We start from the raw sequence: 14,548 nt of genomic DNA on the forward strand, positions 1-14,548 counted from the left end.
TCAGGGTTTGCGAGGGTACACTCTTCGCCTGACCTTGACCCACCAGCGGCGCGTCTTCCGCCCGCTTCTGTCGCCTTTGTCTCGGGGTGTTCCCTCCCCAACCCCATCCCCTTCCTCGTCTCATTCTGGAGTTCTCACCATGCACAAGAAGCCCGTTCGTGTTGCCGTCACCGGCGCCGCTGGCCAGATCGGTTACGCCCTGCTGTTTCGCATCGCTTCTGGCGAAATGCTGGGCAAAGACCAGCCCGTGATCCTGCAATTGCTGGAGGTGCCGGTGGATGGACCGCAGAAAGCGCTCAAGGGCGTGATGATGGAACTGGAAGACTGCGCGTTCCCGCTGCTGGTGGGCATGGAAGCCCACAGCGACCCGATGACCGCGTTCAAGGACACCGACTACGCGCTGCTGGTCGGTTCGATGCCCCGCAAGGCCGGCATGGAGCGCGCCGAGCTGCTGGCCATCAACGGCGCCATCTTCACCGCGCAGGGCAAGGCGCTCAATGCCGTGGCCTCGCGCAATGTCAAGGTGCTGGTGGTCGGCAATCCCGCCAACACCAACGCGTACATCGCGATGAAGAGCGCGCCCGACCTGAACCCCGGCAACTTCACCGCCATGCTGCGCCTGGACCACAACCGCGCCCTGAGCCAGATCGCCGCCAAGACCGGCAAGGCCGTGGCCAGCATCAAGAAACTGGCCGTGTGGGGCAACCACTCGCCCACCATGTACGCCGACTACCGCTTCGCCACCATCGACGGCGCCTCGGTCAAGGACATGATCAACGACCAGGTCTGGAACAAGGACGTGTTCCTGCCGACCGTGGGCAAGCGTGGCGCCGCCATCATCGAAGCGCGCGGCCTGTCGTCGGCCGCATCCGCTGCCAACGCTGCCATCGACCACATGCGCGACTGGGCGCTGGGCACGAAGGGCGAGTGGGTCACCATGGGCATTCCTTCGCAAGGCTGGTATGGCATTCCGAAGGACATCATGTTCGGCTTCCCCGTCACCTGCGACAACGGCGAGTACAAGGTCGTCGAAGGCCTGGACATCGACGCCTTCTCGCAGGAGTGCATCAACAAGACCCTGGCCGAGCTGCAGGGTGAACAAGACGGTGTGAAGCACCTGCTGTAACCGGCTGGTAACTGCGCAGTGACTCATCCGCGTTCCATTCTTCTGGGTGCCCAGGCCGGTGCGTTCGCGCTGCCGGTCTGTGACCACTACAGCGGGGTGGAGGCGCGGATGAAGAAAAGCCTGGCACTGCAGGCCGAGATGGCCGAGGAGTTCGGCACGTGCGTGTTCGACGTGACGCTCGATTGCGAAGACGGCGCGCCGGTGGGCGCAGAGGCCGAACATGCCTTGCTCGTCACCGAACTGGCGCTGGCCGCTGCGCCCAAGGCTCGTGTGGCCGTGCGCGTGCACCCGGTGGATCACCCGGCGTTCGATGCCGATGTGGCCACCATCGCTGGCCGCGCGGGCCAACGCCTCACGCACCTGATGGTGCCCAAGGTCGAGTCGTTGGCCGATGTGCAGCGGGCCGTGGCTGCGCTGGATGCCGCAGGTGCATCGGCACTGCCGCTGCATGTGCTCATCGAGTCGCCCGCCGCCGTGCACCGCGCCTTCGACATCGCGGGCCACCCGCGCGTGCAGAGCCTGAGCTTCGGTCTGATGGACTTTGTCTCGGCGCATGGCGGGGCCATCCCCGCCGACGGCATGAGCGTGGCCGGTCAGTTCAGCCACCCGTTGGTGCTGCGCGCCAAGCTGGCCATTGCCTCGGCCTGCCACGCACACGGCAAGGTGCCCTCGCACTGTGTGGTCACCGAGTTCAAGGACATGGCCTCGCTGCAAAGCGCCGCGCGCAAGGCCGCCCGTGAACTCGGCTACACCCGCATGTGGAGCATTCATCCCGACCAGATCCGCCCCATCCTGGCCGCGTTCGCACCATCGGAGCGCGAGGTCGACACCGCGGCGGCACTCATTGAATGCGCCATCGCCGCCGACTGGGCGCCGGTGCAGTTCGAGGGCCGCCTGCACGACCGCGCGAGTTACCGCTACTTCTGGCAGGTGCTGGAGCGCGCGCACCACACCGGCCTGTCGTTGCCCGAGTCGGTGCAGTCCCACTTCAACGAGCCCGTCGCACTGCGGCATTGAGCTTGCTTGCCCTGCCTTCATCCGTTTTCCGACCCCCACGCACATCACTTCCCTCTGGAGATCGCCATGTCCACCACCTTCCTCACCGACTACCGCGCCCATACCGCCGAACGCGCGGCACTGGGCATTCCGCCATTGCCCCTTGATGCCAAGCAGGTCGCCGACCTGATCGAACTGGTCAAGGCGCCGCCCGCCGGGGAAGACGCGTTCCTGCTGGACCTGCTCACGCACCGCGTGCCACCCGGCGTGGACGACGCGGCCAAGGTCAAGGCCAGCTTCCTGGCCGCCGTGGCGCACGGTGACATCGCCGTGGGCCTGGTCTCCAAGGCCAAGGCCACCGAGCTGCTGGGCACCATGGTGGGCGGCTACAACGTGCACCCCTTGATCGACCTGCTGGACCAGGCCGATGTGGCCGCTGTGGCGGCCGAGGGCCTGAAGAAGACGCTGCTGATGTTCGACTTCTTCAACGACGTGGCCGAGAAGGCCAAGGCCGGCAATGCCAAGGCCAAGGAAGTGATCGAGAGCTGGGCCAACGCCGAGTGGTTCACCACGCGCCCCGAAGTGCCGAAGCTGATCACCGTGACCGTCTTCAAGGTGCCCGGCGAAACCAACACCGACGACCTCTCGCCCGCGCCCGACGCCTGGAGCCGCCCGGACATCCCGCTGCACACGCTGGCCATGCTGAAGAACACGCGGCCCGACGCGGCCTTCAAGCCCGAGGAAGACGGCAAGCGCGGTCCGATGCAGTTCATCGAAGACCTCAAGAAGAACGGCCACCTGGTGGCCTACGTGGGCGATGTGGTGGGCACCGGATCCTCGCGCAAATCGGCCACCAACTCGGTGATCTGGGCCACCGGACAGGACATCCCGTTCGTGCCCAACAAGCGCTTTGGCGGCGTCACGCTGGGCGGCAAGATCGCGCCGATTTTCTTCAACACGCAGGAAGACTCGGGCGCGCTGCCGATCGAGGTCGACGTGAGCAAGCTCAACATGGGCGACGTGATCGACATTCATCCCTACGACGGCAAGATCACCAAGGGCGGCGCCACCGTCGTCGAGTTCCAGCTGCGCAGCGATGTGCTGTTCGACGAAGTGCGAGCCGGTGGCCGCATCAACCTGATCATCGGCCGCTCGCTCACCGCCAAGGCGCGCGAGTTCCTGGGTTTGCCCGCTTCCACGCTGTTCCGCCTGCCGACCACGCCCGTGGCGACCAAGGCCGGCTTTACGCTGGCGCAGAAGATGGTGGGCCGCGCGGTCGGCATGCCCGAAGGCCAGGGCGTGCGCCCGGGTACCTACTGCGAGCCGAAGATGACCACCGTGGGCAGCCAGGACACCACCGGCCCCATGACGCGCGACGAGCTCAAAGACCTGGCCTGCCTGGGTTTCAGCGCCGATCTGGTGATGCAGTCCTTCTGCCACACCGCGGCCTACCCGAAACCCGTGGACGTGAAGACCCACCGCGAGCTGCCAGCCTTCATCAGCAACCGGGGTGGCGTGGCCCTGCGTCCTGGTGACGGCGTGATCCACAGCTGGCTCAACCGCCTGCTGCTGCCCGACACCGTGGGCACCGGCGGTGACTCGCACACCCGTTTCCCCATCGGCATCAGCTTCCCCGCCGGCTCCGGCCTGGTGGCGTTTGGTGCGGCCACCGGCGTGATGCCGCTGGACATGCCCGAATCCGTTCTGGTGCGCTTCAAGGGCCAGATGCAGCCCGGCATCACGCTGCGCGACCTGGTTCACGCCATTCCGCTGTACGCCATCCGCGCCGGTCTGCTGACCGTGGCCAAGGCCGGCAAGATCAACGTGTTCTCCGGCCGCATCCTGGAAATCGAAGGTCTGCCTGATTTGAAAGTGGAGCAGGCGTTTGAACTCTCCGACGCCTCGGCCGAGCGCTCGGCCGCGGGCTGCACCGTCAAGCTCAACCCCGAGCCGATCAAGGAGTACCTCACCAGCAACGTGGTGCTGATGAAGAACATGATCGCCGACGGTTATGCCGATGCCCGCACGCTGGCGCGCCGCATCGAGAAGGTCGAGGCCTGGCTGGCCAACCCCAGCCTGCTGGAAGCCGACAAGGACGCCGAGTACGCCGCCGTGATCGAGATCGACCTGGCCGACCTCACCGAGCCCGTGCTGTGCTGCCCCAACGATCCGGACGACGCCAAGCTGCTGAGCGATGTGGCCGGCGCCAAGATCGACGAGGTGTTCATCGGTTCGTGCATGACCAACATCGGTCACTTCCGCGCGGCATCCAAGCTGCTCGAAGGCAAGCGCGACATCCCGGTGAAACTGTGGATCGCGCCGCCCACCAAGATGGACGCGGCCGAGTTGACCAAGGAAGGCCATTACGGTGTGTTCGGCTCGGCCGGTGCGCGCACCGAAATGCCGGGTTGCTCGCTGTGCATGGGCAACCAGGCGCAGGTGCGCGAAGGCGCCACCGTGGTCTCCACCTCCACGCGCAACTTCCCCAACCGCCTGGGCAAGAACACCAACGTGTACCTGGCCTCGGCCGAGCTGGCGGCCATCGCGTCCAAGCTGGGTCGCATCCCCACGGTGGCCGAGTACCAGGCCGACATGGGCGTGATCAACAAGGACGGCAGCCAGATCTACAAGTACCTGAACTTCGACCAGATCTCTGAGTACGCCGACACGGCCAAGGGCGTCACCGCCTGAGCCGTTCCGACGGCATGAAAGCGGCCTTCGGGCCGCTTTTTTTTTGCGTTGTCGCAGCCGATAGACTCGAACGCACATGACCCTGCCGCTCTACAGCCTCGTCCTCTTGCCTTTCGTGGGCAGCCTCGTTGCCGCACTGCTGCCGTCGAACGCCCGGAACACCGAGTCCACGCTGGCCGGTGCGATCGCCTTGTTCTGCGCCGTGCAGGCCGCGTTGCTGTTTCCCGAAATGGCCGCCGGCGGTGTGGTTCGCGAAGAGATCGTCTGGCTGCCCTCGCTCGGTCTGAACCTCGTGTTCCGCCTGGACGGCTTCGCGTGGATGTTCTCCATGCTCGTGCTGGGCATCGGCGCGTTGGTGGTGCTGTACGCGCGTTACTACATGTCGCCCACCGACCCGGTGCCGCGTTTTTTCTCGCTGCTGCTGGCTTTCATGGGCTCCATGAGCGGTGTGGTGCTCTCGGGCAACCTGATCCAGCTGGTGCTGTTCTGGGAGCTGACCAGCCTGTTTTCGTTTTTGCTGATCGGCTACTGGCACCACCGCCGCGACGCACGGCGCGGTGCCCGCATGGCCTTGACGGTCACCGGCACTGGCGGCCTGTGCCTGCTGGCCGGCATGCTGGTGCTGGGCCACATCGTGGGCAGTTACGACCTTGACGTGGTGCTGCGCGCGGGCGACGTGATTCGCACCCACCCGCTCTACAGCACCGCACTGGTGCTGATCCTGCTGGGAGCGCTGACCAAGAGCGCGCAGTTCCCGTTTCATTTCTGGCTGCCGCACGCCATGGCCGCGCCCACGCCGGTGTCGGCCTACCTGCACTCGGCCACCATGGTCAAGGCCGGGGTGTTTCTGCTGGCGCGGCTGTGGCCGGTGCTGGCCGGCACCGACGAGTGGTTCTGGATCGTGACCGGCTCGGGCCTGATCACGCTGCTCATCGGGGGCTTCACGGCCATCTTCCAGAACGACCTCAAGAGCCTGCTCGCTTACTCGACGATCTCGCACCTGGGCCTCATCACCACGCTGCTGGGCCTCAACAGCCCGCTGGCCGCCGTGGCGGCGGTGTTCCACATCATCAACCACGCCACCTTCAAAGCCTCGCTGTTCATGGCGGTGGGCATCATCGACCACGAGACCGGCACGCGCGACATGCGCCGCCTCAGTGGCTTGTGGCGCTTCATGCCCATCACCGCCACGCTCACGCTGGTGGCGGGCGCCGCCATGGCGGGCGTGCCGCTGCTCAACGGATTCATCTCCAAAGAGATGTTCTTCACCGAGGCCGTGTTCGTGAACGCCGCGCCCTGGTTCGACAGCCTGCTGCCCATCGCCGCCGTGGTGGCGGGCGCCTTCAGCGTGGCGTATTCGCTGCGCTTCACCGTCAGCGTGTTTTTCGGCCCCGACACCTGCAGCACCCTGCCGCGCATGCCCCACGAGCCACCCCACTGGATGCGTGTGCCGATCGAACTGCTGGTGCTGGCCTGCCTGGTGGTGGGTGTGCTGCCGCAGTGGTCCATTCAGGACATCCTGTCCACCGCGGCCACGCCGGTGGTGGGCGGGCAATTGCCCGAGTTCGATCTGGCGGTGTGGCACGGCTTCAACCTGCCGCTGTGGATGAGCTTGCTCGCACTGGCCGGCGGTATCGCGCTCTTTCTGTGGCTGCGCCGACCGCTGCAGACCGGACGCATCCGGCGCACGCCGGTGCTGGGACGGGTCAGCGGAAAACGCGTGTTCGAGGGCACGCTGGCCCTCATCACCGGTGCCAGCCGCAACACGCAGCGGGTGCTGGGCACGCGGCGCCTGCAGGCGCAGATGCTGCTGCTGGTGCTGGTCACCTTGCTGGCCGCGTTCGTTGCCCTGCGGGGGGCTGGTGCGTCGACCTGGCTCGCGGGCGAGCGGCGTGTGCTGCCGTTCTCCCCCATGTTTGCGCTGCTGTGGCTGGTCGGTATCGGCAGCGCCATTGGCGCGTCGTGGCAGGCCAAGTACCACCGGCTGACCGCGCTGGCGCTCATGAGCGTGGCCGGCCTGGTCACGGTGGTCACCTTTGCCTGGTTCTCCGCGCCCGACCTGGCCTTGACGCAGCTCTCGGTGGAGGCCGTGACGACGGTGCTGATCCTGCTGGGACTTCGCTGGTTGCCCAAACGGTCCGAAGAGATCGACCGCCGCCTGTCGTTGCGCAAGCGCGTGCGCACCCGCGTGCGGCGAGCGCGTGATCTGGCGGTGGCCTTGGGCGCTGGCTGCGGCATGGCCGCCCTGTCGTATGCCTTGATGACGCGCGACTTCCCGCAGAGCATCTCGACCTTCTTCCTGGAGCGCGCCGTGTCCGAGGGCGGTGGCACCAACGTGGTCAACGTCATGCTGGTGGACTTCCGTGGCTTCGACACGCTGGGCGAAATCACCGTGCTGGGCATCGTGGCGCTCACGGTGTATGCGCTGCTGCGCCGTTTCAGGCCAGCCCCCGAGAGCATGGACCTGCCCTCGCAGCAGCGGGCCCTGCCGCCCGACCTGATGACCGATCTCGTGAATGCACAGACCGCGGCCGACACCGCACGCGGCTACCTGCTGGTGCCTGCGGTGCTGGTGCGCCTGATCCTGCCGATCGCGGCCGTCATCGGGGTCTACCTTTTCATGCGCGGGCACAACGAGCCCGGTGGCGGCTTCGTGGCCGGGCTGGTGCTTTCCACCGCGTTCATCCTGCAGTACATCGTCTCGGGCACACAGTGGGTCGAGGCCAACATCAGCCTGCGTCCCGTGCGCTGGATCGCGGCCGGCCTGCTGCTGGCCACCGCCACGGGCCTGGGCTCGCTGTTCTTCGGCTACCCCTTCCTCACCACGCACACGGCCCACCTCGACCTCCCGCTGCTGGGCGAGATCCACGTGGCCAGCGCACTGTTCTACGACATCGGCGTGTTCACCCTGGTGGTGGGCGCCACGCTGCTCATCCTCACGGCCCTGGGCCACCAGTCGGTGCGCGGCCACCGACGGGTGAGCTCCGACGCCCGGGGTGCCGGCGGACAAACCCGGGGAGACCTCTGATGGAAATCGTGCTGGCCTTGGCCATTGGTGTGCTCACCACCTGCGGCGTGTGGCTCATGCTGCGCCCACGCACCTTCCAGGTGATCATGGGCCTGGCGCTGCTGGGCTACGGCGTGAACCTGTTCATCTTCAGCATGGGGCGGCTCTCGGTGGACAGCGAGCCCATCATGGTGGCGGGCTTTCCCCCCACCTTCGAGTTCTACGACGACCCCATGCCGCAGGCGCTGGTGCTCACCGCCATCGTGATCGGCTTTGCCATGACCGCGCTGTTCCTGGTGGTGATGCTGGCGCAGCGGGGCTTCTCGGGCAACGACCACGTGGACGGCCAGGAGGACGGCGAATGACGGCCTTGGCCCAAGCGCTCATGCCGCACCTGATGGTCGCACCCATCCTGCTGCCGTTGCTGGCGGCCTGCCTGCTCATGCTGGTGAGCGAACGCCGGCACCTCACCAAGGCCACGCTGGGCTTGATGGCCACGGTGGCCAACCTGGTCGTGGCCGTGCTGCTGGTGTTCTGGGTCAAGGCCGGCGACGAAGCCCGTGCGTTCGGCATCTACCTGCCCTCCAACTGGGACGTGCCCTACGGCATCGTGCTCGTGCTGGACCGGCTCTCGGCCCTGATGCTGGTGATGACCGCGCTGGTTGCCCTGATGGCCCTGCTGTTTTCGCTTGCCCGCTGGCACAAGGCGGGCGCGCATTTCCACCCGCTGTTCCAGATCCAGATCATGGGTCTCAACGGTGCCTTTCTCACCGGGGACCTGTTCAACCTGTTCGTGTTCTTCGAGGTCATGCTCGCCGCGTCTTACGGGCTGCTTCTGCACGGCTCCGGTCCGTCGCGCGTGAAGGCGGGCCTGCACTACATCGCCATCAACCTGGCCGCGTCCTCGCTGTTCCTCGTGGGGGCCGCGCTCATCTACGGCGTGTCGGGCACGCTCAACATGGCCGACCTGGCCGCGCGCATCCCCGAGGTACCCGACGCCGACCGGGCCTTGCTGCACGCCGGCTGCGCCATCCTGGCCGTGGCCTTTCTGGCCAAGGCGGCCATGTGGCCGCTGAACTTCTGGCTGGTGCCGGCCTATGCGAGTGCCAGCGCACCGTCGGCTGCCGTGTTCGCCTTGCTCACCAAGGTCGGCATCTATGTGCTGCTGCGGCTGTCCACGCTGCTGTTTTCAGACAGCGCGGGCAACTCGGCCGGCTTCGGCAGCCAGTGGCTGTTGTGGGGTGGGCTGACCACCCTGGCCATGGGTGCCATCGGCATGATGTCCGCGCAGCGCCCGGCGCGCATGGCCGGGTTCGCGGTGGTCGTTTCCTCGGGCACGCTCATGGCGGTGTTCGGGTTGGCGCGGCCCGAGGTCACGGCGGGCGCGCTGTACTACCTGCCCGTGTCCACCTTCGCGGTGGCAGCGTTTTTCCTGCTGACCGAACTCATGGACCGCTCGCGCCAGTCCGATCCGGCACGCCAGCAGGCGCCGGAAGACGAAGAAGACCATCTGCCGTTTTCGCTGGCGGAGCTGGAGCTCGCCCGCAGCGCCAACCTGGACGAAGACGAGGTGCCGCTGGTCGGGCGTGCCATCCCGGCTTCCACCGCGCTGCTCGGTCTGGCCTTCATCGTCTGCACGCTGCTGCTGGCGGGTCTGCCGCCGTTGTCCGGCTTCATCGGCAAGCTCGCCATCCTCTCCACCCTGCTGGACGCGCCCGGTGGCAGCGTGGCCCCGGTGAGCTGGCTGCTCATGGGCTGCATCATCGGCTCGGGTCTGCTGGCGCTGTTGGCGCTCTCGCGCACCGGCATCCGCTTCTTCTGGGCGCCGGTGGACCGCCCGGCCCCGGTGCTGCGTGTGGTGGAGTACCTGCCGATTGCCCTGCTGATCGCGCTGTGCGTGGTGTTCACGGTGCGTGCAGAAGCGGTGATGCGCTACACCAGCGCCACCGCCGCCGCGCTCTACCAGCCCAGCCTCTACATCGGCGCCGTGATGAATTCCCGGCCCCAGCCCACACCCACCAACGCCGATCGGCTGGGTGTTCCCCAACCGGGAGTTTCACGGTGATGCGCCGGCTCTTCCCTTCGCCCTTGCTGTCACTGGCGCTGGTGGCGCTGTGGCTGCTGCTCAACAACTCGCTCGGCCTGGGCCAGTGGTTGATGGCGCTGCTGCTGGGCTGGCTGGTGCCTTACCTCACGCATTCGCTGCGCCCCACGCCCGTGCGCTTCAGCCATCCGGGCGTGGCGCTGCGCCTGTTTTTCCAGGTGGGGCGTGACGTGCTGGTGTGGAACTGGCGCGTGCTCCTGGGCACGCTGGCACCCGCGGCCAAGGTGCCGCAAGGTGGCTTTGTGGCGGTACCGCTGGACCTGCGCGACCCCAACGGGCTGGCCGTGCTGGCGGCCATCATGTGCGTGATCCCCGGCACGATCTGGTCCGAGCTCGCGCTGGACCGCAGTGCCCTGCTGGTCCACATGTTCGACATGCAGGACGCGCAGGCCGAGATCGACCTGATCAAACACCGCTACGAGCGGCCTTTGATGGAGATATTCGAATGACCCCGCTGCTGTTTGCCGCCATCGTGTTTGCGCAGTCCTGCTTTGCCCTGGCCATGGGCCTGTCGCTGTTGCGGTTGTACCGCGGCCCCTCGGCACAAGACCGCGTGCTGGCCATGGACCTGATCTGCACCATCGCCATGTTGATGATGATGGTGCTGGCGATCCGTTACCGCAGCTCGATGTACTTTGAAGCGGCGTTGCTGATCGCCATCTTCGGCTTCATCGGATCGGCGGCCATGGCCAAGTTCCTGTTGCGCGGCGAGGTGATCGAATGAGTGGCAACCTGGCCTGGTGGATCGAGATCCCGGTGGCGCTGCTGCTGGTGCTCAGCGGCCTGTTTGCGCTGGCAGCGGGCGTGGGCGTGGTGCGCTTCAAGACCTTCTTCCAGCGCATGCACCCGCCCGCGCTGGCCTACAGCTTCGCCGCCTGGTGCGTCACGCTGGCGAGCATCGTGTACTTCTCGGCGCAGGACGACAAGCTCGCGCTGCGCAGCTGGCTCATCATCATCTTCCTGGCGCTCACCGTGCCGGTGACCACCATCCTGCTGGCGCGCACCGAGCTGTTTCGCCGTCGCACGGCCAGCGGCGGCAGCGGCGAGATCCCACCGCCCCTGAACCACGCATCGTCCGCGCCGGGGCAGACCGACGGCCAACGCTGATCAGGCGGCTGTTGACGCCTGCAGCCCGCGCAGCGCGGTGGCTGTGGCGTCGTCCGCCGGGAAAAACGTTTCCAGCGCAAGTTCCTGCAAGGTGATGTCCACTGGCGAGCCGAACACGGTGGTGGTGCTCACCAGCTGCAACACGCCGTGTGGGGTGTGGAACTGGAACGGCATCAGCACACCCGGGTGTTCGCCGGGCAAGGCCAGCTGTTGCGCGCCTGCCGTGGCGCTGGTGCCCTCGGGATAGCCCTTGAGTTCTTCCAGCAGCGCGACCAGCACCGCGTCGCCGGTGGCCCGTATCTGCTGGCGCAGCCGCTCGAACAGGTGCTCGCGCCACTGCCGCAGGTTGGCGATGCGCGGCGCCAGGCCCTGCGGGTGCAGGCTCAGGCGCAGCACGTTCACCGGGCCTTGCAGCAGCTCGGGCGCGGCACCCGCCATGAGCAGTGGCACCAGGCGGTTGTGCATCACCAGGTTCCAGTGGCGGTCCATGGCCAGCGCGGGCCAGGGCTCGTGGCATTCGAGGATGCGCTGCACCGCCGCGCGGGCCGAAGCCATCTCGGGGTCCTGCAGTGGCCGCGCGCGGTACATGGGCGCGAAGCCCGCCGCCACCAGCCAGGCGTTGCGCTCGCGCAGCGGTACGTCCAGCCGTTCCACCAGGCGCAGCACCATCTCGCGGCTCGGGCTGGCGCGCCCGGTCTCCACGCAGCTCAGGTGGCGTGTGGACACCTCGGCCACGTGGGCCAGGTCCATCTGGCTGAAGCGCCGTCGCTGGCGCCAGTGGCGCAGATGGTCGCCAAAGGAGGTGGGTGGTGCGCTGCGGTGGGAGAGGGCAGGGGTGTCCATGGACCGCATGTTAGGACGGCCGGGGCAGCGCTTCCATGACCTGTGAGGTCATCGACGCTCGGCACGCCACCGCCCACGATGAAGGCCTCTTCAACCAACGCAAGGAGTGCAACATGTCCATCACCGCTCAACTCTCTTCTCCCGTCACACTGCGCCGCGTGCTGGCGTTCGATGCCGTCTCGGGCGCCGGCACCGGCGCGCTGCACCTGCTGCTGGCGCCCGTGCTCTCGACGTGGCTCGGCCTGCCCGAAGCCTTGTTGCAGGCCTCGGGCTTGTCGATCTTTGCGTTCGTGGCGCTGGCCGGCTGGCTGGCATGGCAGGCGTCACCGCCGCGCGGGCCGCTGATGGCGCTCGTGCTGCTCAACGTCGCCTGGGCAGTGGCCTGCCTGTGGTTGGCTTGGGGTGGCGCGCTGGATCCCACGCCGCTGGGTCTGGCCTATTTGCTGGTGCAGGCGCTCGTGGTGGCCGTGCTGGCCGACCTGGCGTGGATGGGGCGGCGCGGGCTCGCCACCGGCGAGCGCATGCCGTTCGCAGCCTGAGGGGAATCACAACGAAAAAAGCGACGCCGAGGCGTCGCTTTTTTGTGTCCGCAGACCGAGATCAGCGCGTGCCGGTCACTTCCACGTCAACGCGGCGATCGGGCTGCAGGCAGGCCACGAGTGCGGCGGTGCGGCTGTTGCCCTTGCAGTCACCTGCCTTGGTCACTGGCTGGGTTTCGCCCTTGCCAACGGCCGAGATCTTGCCGCCATCGAGCTTGCCGGAAGTCACCAGGTAGTTCTTGACGGCCATCGCGCGCTGTTCCGACAGCTTCTGGTTGTAGGCGTCCGAGCCGAGGCGGTCCGTGTGACCTTCAACCACCACGGTCTGGTAGTTGGCGGTGGAGAGGTCGCGGGCGAACTTGTCGAGTTCGGCACGGCCTTCGGGCTTCACGGTGGAGGCGTCAAAGCCGAACAGCGACTCGGCCGACATGCTCACGCGCTGGGGCATGGGCGCCGGTGCGGGCATGGGTGCGGGTACAGGAGCCTGCACCACGGGTGCGGGCGCTGGTGCCGGTGCCGGTGCCACGTAAGGTGCCACGTAAGGCGCAGGTGCTGCGGCCACGTAGGCGGGCGCGCGGTTGAACGGGAACACCAGACCCACGGTGACCACGTCAACGTTGGTGCGGCCGACGCTGGCGGTCTTCACGCGGTAGCGCTCGATCTCGGCGCGCAGCCACATGGAGCGGTTCAGCTCGTACTGAACGCCCAGGCCCACTTTCACATCGGTCTTGCTGTCCTTGGTGCCCTGCACGCCGGCAGCGGTGGCGCCGTCGCCCGAATAGCTGCTGCGGGTGCGGCCATGGGCAGCGCCGACGCGACCCAGCACGGAGAAACGCTCGGTGATCGGCAGCGTGCCCACCAGGTCGAGGTTCAGGCCATGGCGGCGGGTGCTGCCGTTGAAGGCGCCGGCCGGCGTGGCGGACGAGAAGCTGGTCTTGCCCAGGTCGTAGTAGCCGCCTTCAAGCGCGATGTTGCGGTTGAACTGGTAGCCACCGAAGAGTTTGTAGGCGGTGTCTTTCTCGTCACTGCTGAAACCGGAAGCGGGGCCATTGGCGCCGAGCAGGTTGTTGGACACACCGGCCTCGTCCACTTTGGCGCGGGCCTCACCGGCGGACACGCCACCGTAGAAGAAGCCGGGTTCCTGGTAGGGAGCCGACGATTGGGCCGAAGCCGACGTGGCTGCCATGGAGAGGAGGGCGAGTGTCAGTGCACTGAAGGCGTGACGGGATGTCATGGAGAACTTTCGAGAGACGGTGGACTTCGCTTGCACGAAGGGATATTTGCAGCGGCGACGCACTTGCGGGTGAAGGGCGTTTCGTTGTCAGACGCGTTTTTAGTTGGGTGCCCTGAAGGGGTCTGTGCGTTTGCAGACACAGATGTGCCAGGGTTGTTTTGTGGTCACAGGCGGTCGCCACTTTCTGCATGAATCCTTGATGGGGTGTTCGCCAGCGAACAGATGGCTTGTGAGCCAACACCTACGCTGCGATGACACCGACGGAGTTCATGCCAGTGCATGTGTTTCTTCGGTCGGACCGGGCAACTCAGGCAACCGCTCAAGCCCCGGTCAATGACACCACAAGGAACACCCATGAAAAAAGCACTCTTGCTGCTCGCCGTCGCATCCACATTCGTTCTGGCCGCTTGCGACCGTGAACCCGTGATCGTGAATGCACCGGCCTCCACCGTTCCTGGCCCGGCAGGTCCCGCCGGTGCCACCGGCTCCACCGGCTCCACGGGCTCCACCGGTTCGATGGGCTCCACCGGTTCAACGGGATCGACCGGTGCCACGGGTTACACCGGCAGCACGGGTGCCACCGGCGCAACCGGTTCCACGGGCGCCACCGGCGACACCGGCAAGACTGGCAACGGCAGCACTGTGATCGTGGTGCCTCCCGCAGAGCCCGCCAAGTAATCGAGTTCGGATCCATTTCAGGAGAACACCATGAGTATTGGAACCATTCTGTTGATCGTGCTGGTCTTGATGTTGCTGGGCGTGGTACCGACCTGGAACCACAGCCGCAGCTGGGGCTACGGCCCCAGTGGCGTGCTCGGTGTCATCTTGATCATCGTGGTGGTGTTGCTGCTCACCGGCAGGCTCTGACACCCCAGGTCACCCGCAGCGGGTGACTCACCTC

The 14,548-nt window shown here is 66.7% G+C and carries 14 protein-coding genes; 12 read left to right on the forward strand and 2 right to left on the reverse strand.

Features of this window, described 5'->3' with window-relative positions; genetic code table 11:
• The first annotated feature begins 139 nt into the window (after nt 1-139).
• The 9 genes from F9Z44_RS06655 to F9Z44_RS06695 all read left to right on the forward strand — a co-directional run bounded on the left by F9Z44_RS06655 (nt 140) and on the right by F9Z44_RS06695 (nt 11,031).
• Nucleotides 140-1,126 carry a malate dehydrogenase gene (locus F9Z44_RS06655; protein WP_159604603.1) on the forward strand — a complete coding sequence of 329 codons (987 nt, stop codon included), beginning with the start codon at nt 140-142 and terminating at the stop codon, nt 1,124-1,126.
• Nucleotides 1,127-1,144: 18 nt separating this feature from the next.
• A complete protein-coding gene (locus F9Z44_RS06660) occupies nt 1,145-2,143 on the forward strand; it encodes an HpcH/HpaI aldolase/citrate lyase family protein (protein ID WP_236574283.1) in 999 nt (332 codons plus the stop codon).
• Nucleotides 2,144-2,209: 66 nt separating this feature from the next.
• Nucleotides 2,210-4,813 (forward strand): bifunctional aconitate hydratase 2/2-methylisocitrate dehydratase, encoded by a 2,604-nt coding sequence (gene acnB, locus F9Z44_RS06665; RefSeq protein ID WP_159604606.1) that lies wholly within the window; start codon nt 2,210-2,212, stop codon nt 4,811-4,813.
• Between the two features lie 82 nt (nt 4,814-4,895).
• Nucleotides 4,896-7,841 (forward strand): monovalent cation/H+ antiporter subunit A, encoded by a 2,946-nt coding sequence (locus tag F9Z44_RS06670; RefSeq protein WP_201450056.1) that lies wholly within the window; start codon nt 4,896-4,898, stop codon nt 7,839-7,841.
• Entirely contained in the window at nt 7,841-8,185 is a 345-nt protein-coding gene (locus tag F9Z44_RS06675; RefSeq protein WP_159604610.1) for a Na+/H+ antiporter subunit C, read from the forward strand. The genes F9Z44_RS06670 and F9Z44_RS06675 overlap by 1 nt, the downstream gene beginning before the upstream one ends.
• On the forward strand, nt 8,182-9,885 hold the full coding sequence (locus F9Z44_RS06680) for a monovalent cation/H+ antiporter subunit D (RefSeq protein ID WP_159604612.1): 1,704 nt from the start codon (nt 8,182-8,184) through the stop codon (nt 9,883-9,885). The genes F9Z44_RS06675 and F9Z44_RS06680 overlap by 4 nt, the downstream gene beginning before the upstream one ends.
• Complete coding sequence (locus tag F9Z44_RS06685) at nt 9,885-10,373, forward strand: Na+/H+ antiporter subunit E (RefSeq protein ID WP_201450019.1); 489 nt, start codon at nt 9,885-9,887, stop codon at nt 10,371-10,373. The genes F9Z44_RS06680 and F9Z44_RS06685 overlap by 1 nt, the downstream gene beginning before the upstream one ends.
• Nucleotides 10,370-10,648 (forward strand): K+/H+ antiporter subunit F, encoded by a 279-nt coding sequence (locus tag F9Z44_RS06690; RefSeq protein WP_159604616.1) that lies wholly within the window; start codon nt 10,370-10,372, stop codon nt 10,646-10,648. The genes F9Z44_RS06685 and F9Z44_RS06690 overlap by 4 nt, the downstream gene beginning before the upstream one ends.
• Nucleotides 10,645-11,031, forward strand: a complete 387-nt coding sequence (locus tag F9Z44_RS06695) for a Na+/H+ antiporter subunit G (protein ID WP_159604618.1) — start codon at nt 10,645-10,647, stop codon at nt 11,029-11,031. Before F9Z44_RS06690 ends, F9Z44_RS06695 begins: the two co-directional genes overlap by 4 nt.
• On the opposite strand, the gene F9Z44_RS06700 is transcribed toward F9Z44_RS06695, so the two are convergent.
• Nucleotides 11,032-11,883: a helix-turn-helix domain-containing protein gene (locus F9Z44_RS06700; protein ID WP_159604620.1), complete on the reverse strand. Its 852-nt coding sequence runs from the start codon at nt 11,881-11,883 to the stop codon at nt 11,032-11,034. It lies immediately after the preceding gene.
• Between the two features lie 104 nt (nt 11,884-11,987).
• Here F9Z44_RS06700 and F9Z44_RS06705 point away from each other — a divergent pair, with 104 nt between their 5' ends.
• A complete protein-coding gene (locus tag F9Z44_RS06705) occupies nt 11,988-12,413 on the forward strand; it encodes a hypothetical protein (RefSeq protein ID WP_201450020.1) in 426 nt (141 codons plus the stop codon).
• A 61-nt stretch (nt 12,414-12,474) separates the two neighbouring features.
• Here the strand turns inward: F9Z44_RS06705 and F9Z44_RS06710 are convergent, their stop codons facing one another.
• Nucleotides 12,475-13,647 carry an OmpA family protein gene (locus F9Z44_RS06710; protein ID WP_159604622.1) on the reverse strand — a complete coding sequence of 391 codons (1,173 nt, stop codon included), beginning with the start codon at nt 13,645-13,647 and terminating at the stop codon, nt 12,475-12,477.
• A gap of 354 nt (nt 13,648-14,001) precedes the next feature.
• Here F9Z44_RS06710 and F9Z44_RS06715 point away from each other — a divergent pair, with 354 nt between their 5' ends.
• Together F9Z44_RS06715 and F9Z44_RS06720 are read left to right on the forward strand one after the other, a co-directional pair.
• The gene (locus F9Z44_RS06715) at nt 14,002-14,325 is read left to right on the forward strand and encodes a collagen-like protein (RefSeq protein ID WP_159604624.1); all 324 of its coding nucleotides are present in this window, start codon (nt 14,002-14,004) and stop codon (nt 14,323-14,325) included.
• 30 nt (nt 14,326-14,355) lie between these two features.
• Nucleotides 14,356-14,514, forward strand: a complete 159-nt coding sequence (locus F9Z44_RS06720) for a DUF3309 family protein (RefSeq protein ID WP_159604626.1) — start codon at nt 14,356-14,358, stop codon at nt 14,512-14,514.
• Nucleotides 14,515-14,548 lie beyond the last annotated feature (34 nt).

This window comes from Hydrogenophaga sp. PBL-H3 (assembly GCF_010104355.1).
Lineage (GTDB): Bacteria > Pseudomonadota > Gammaproteobacteria > Burkholderiales > Burkholderiaceae_C > Hydrogenophaga.

Coding starts and splice junctions, on each gene's coding strand:
- F9Z44_RS06655 (WP_159604603.1), top strand. CDS start 140: ATGCACAAGAAGCCCGTTCGTGTTGCCGTCACCGGCGCCGCTGGCCAG.
- acnB (WP_159604606.1), top strand. CDS start 2,210: ATGTCCACCACCTTCCTCACCGACTACCGCGCCCATACCGCCGAACGC.
- F9Z44_RS06675 (WP_159604610.1), top strand. CDS start 7,841: ATGGAAATCGTGCTGGCCTTGGCCATTGGTGTGCTCACCACCTGCGGC.
- F9Z44_RS06680 (WP_159604612.1), top strand. CDS start 8,182: ATGACGGCCTTGGCCCAAGCGCTCATGCCGCACCTGATGGTCGCACCC.
- F9Z44_RS06685 (WP_201450019.1), top strand. CDS start 9,885: ATGCGCCGGCTCTTCCCTTCGCCCTTGCTGTCACTGGCGCTGGTGGCG.
- F9Z44_RS06690 (WP_159604616.1), top strand. CDS start 10,370: ATGACCCCGCTGCTGTTTGCCGCCATCGTGTTTGCGCAGTCCTGCTTT.
- F9Z44_RS06695 (WP_159604618.1), top strand. CDS start 10,645: ATGAGTGGCAACCTGGCCTGGTGGATCGAGATCCCGGTGGCGCTGCTG.
- F9Z44_RS06700 (WP_159604620.1), bottom strand. CDS start 11,883: ATGCGGTCCATGGACACCCCTGCCCTCTCCCACCGCAGCGCACCACCC.
- F9Z44_RS06705 (WP_201450020.1), top strand. CDS start 11,988: ATGTCCATCACCGCTCAACTCTCTTCTCCCGTCACACTGCGCCGCGTG.
- F9Z44_RS06710 (WP_159604622.1), bottom strand. CDS start 13,647: ATGACATCCCGTCACGCCTTCAGTGCACTGACACTCGCCCTCCTCTCC.
- F9Z44_RS06715 (WP_159604624.1), top strand. CDS start 14,002: ATGAAAAAAGCACTCTTGCTGCTCGCCGTCGCATCCACATTCGTTCTG.
- F9Z44_RS06720 (WP_159604626.1), top strand. CDS start 14,356: ATGAGTATTGGAACCATTCTGTTGATCGTGCTGGTCTTGATGTTGCTG.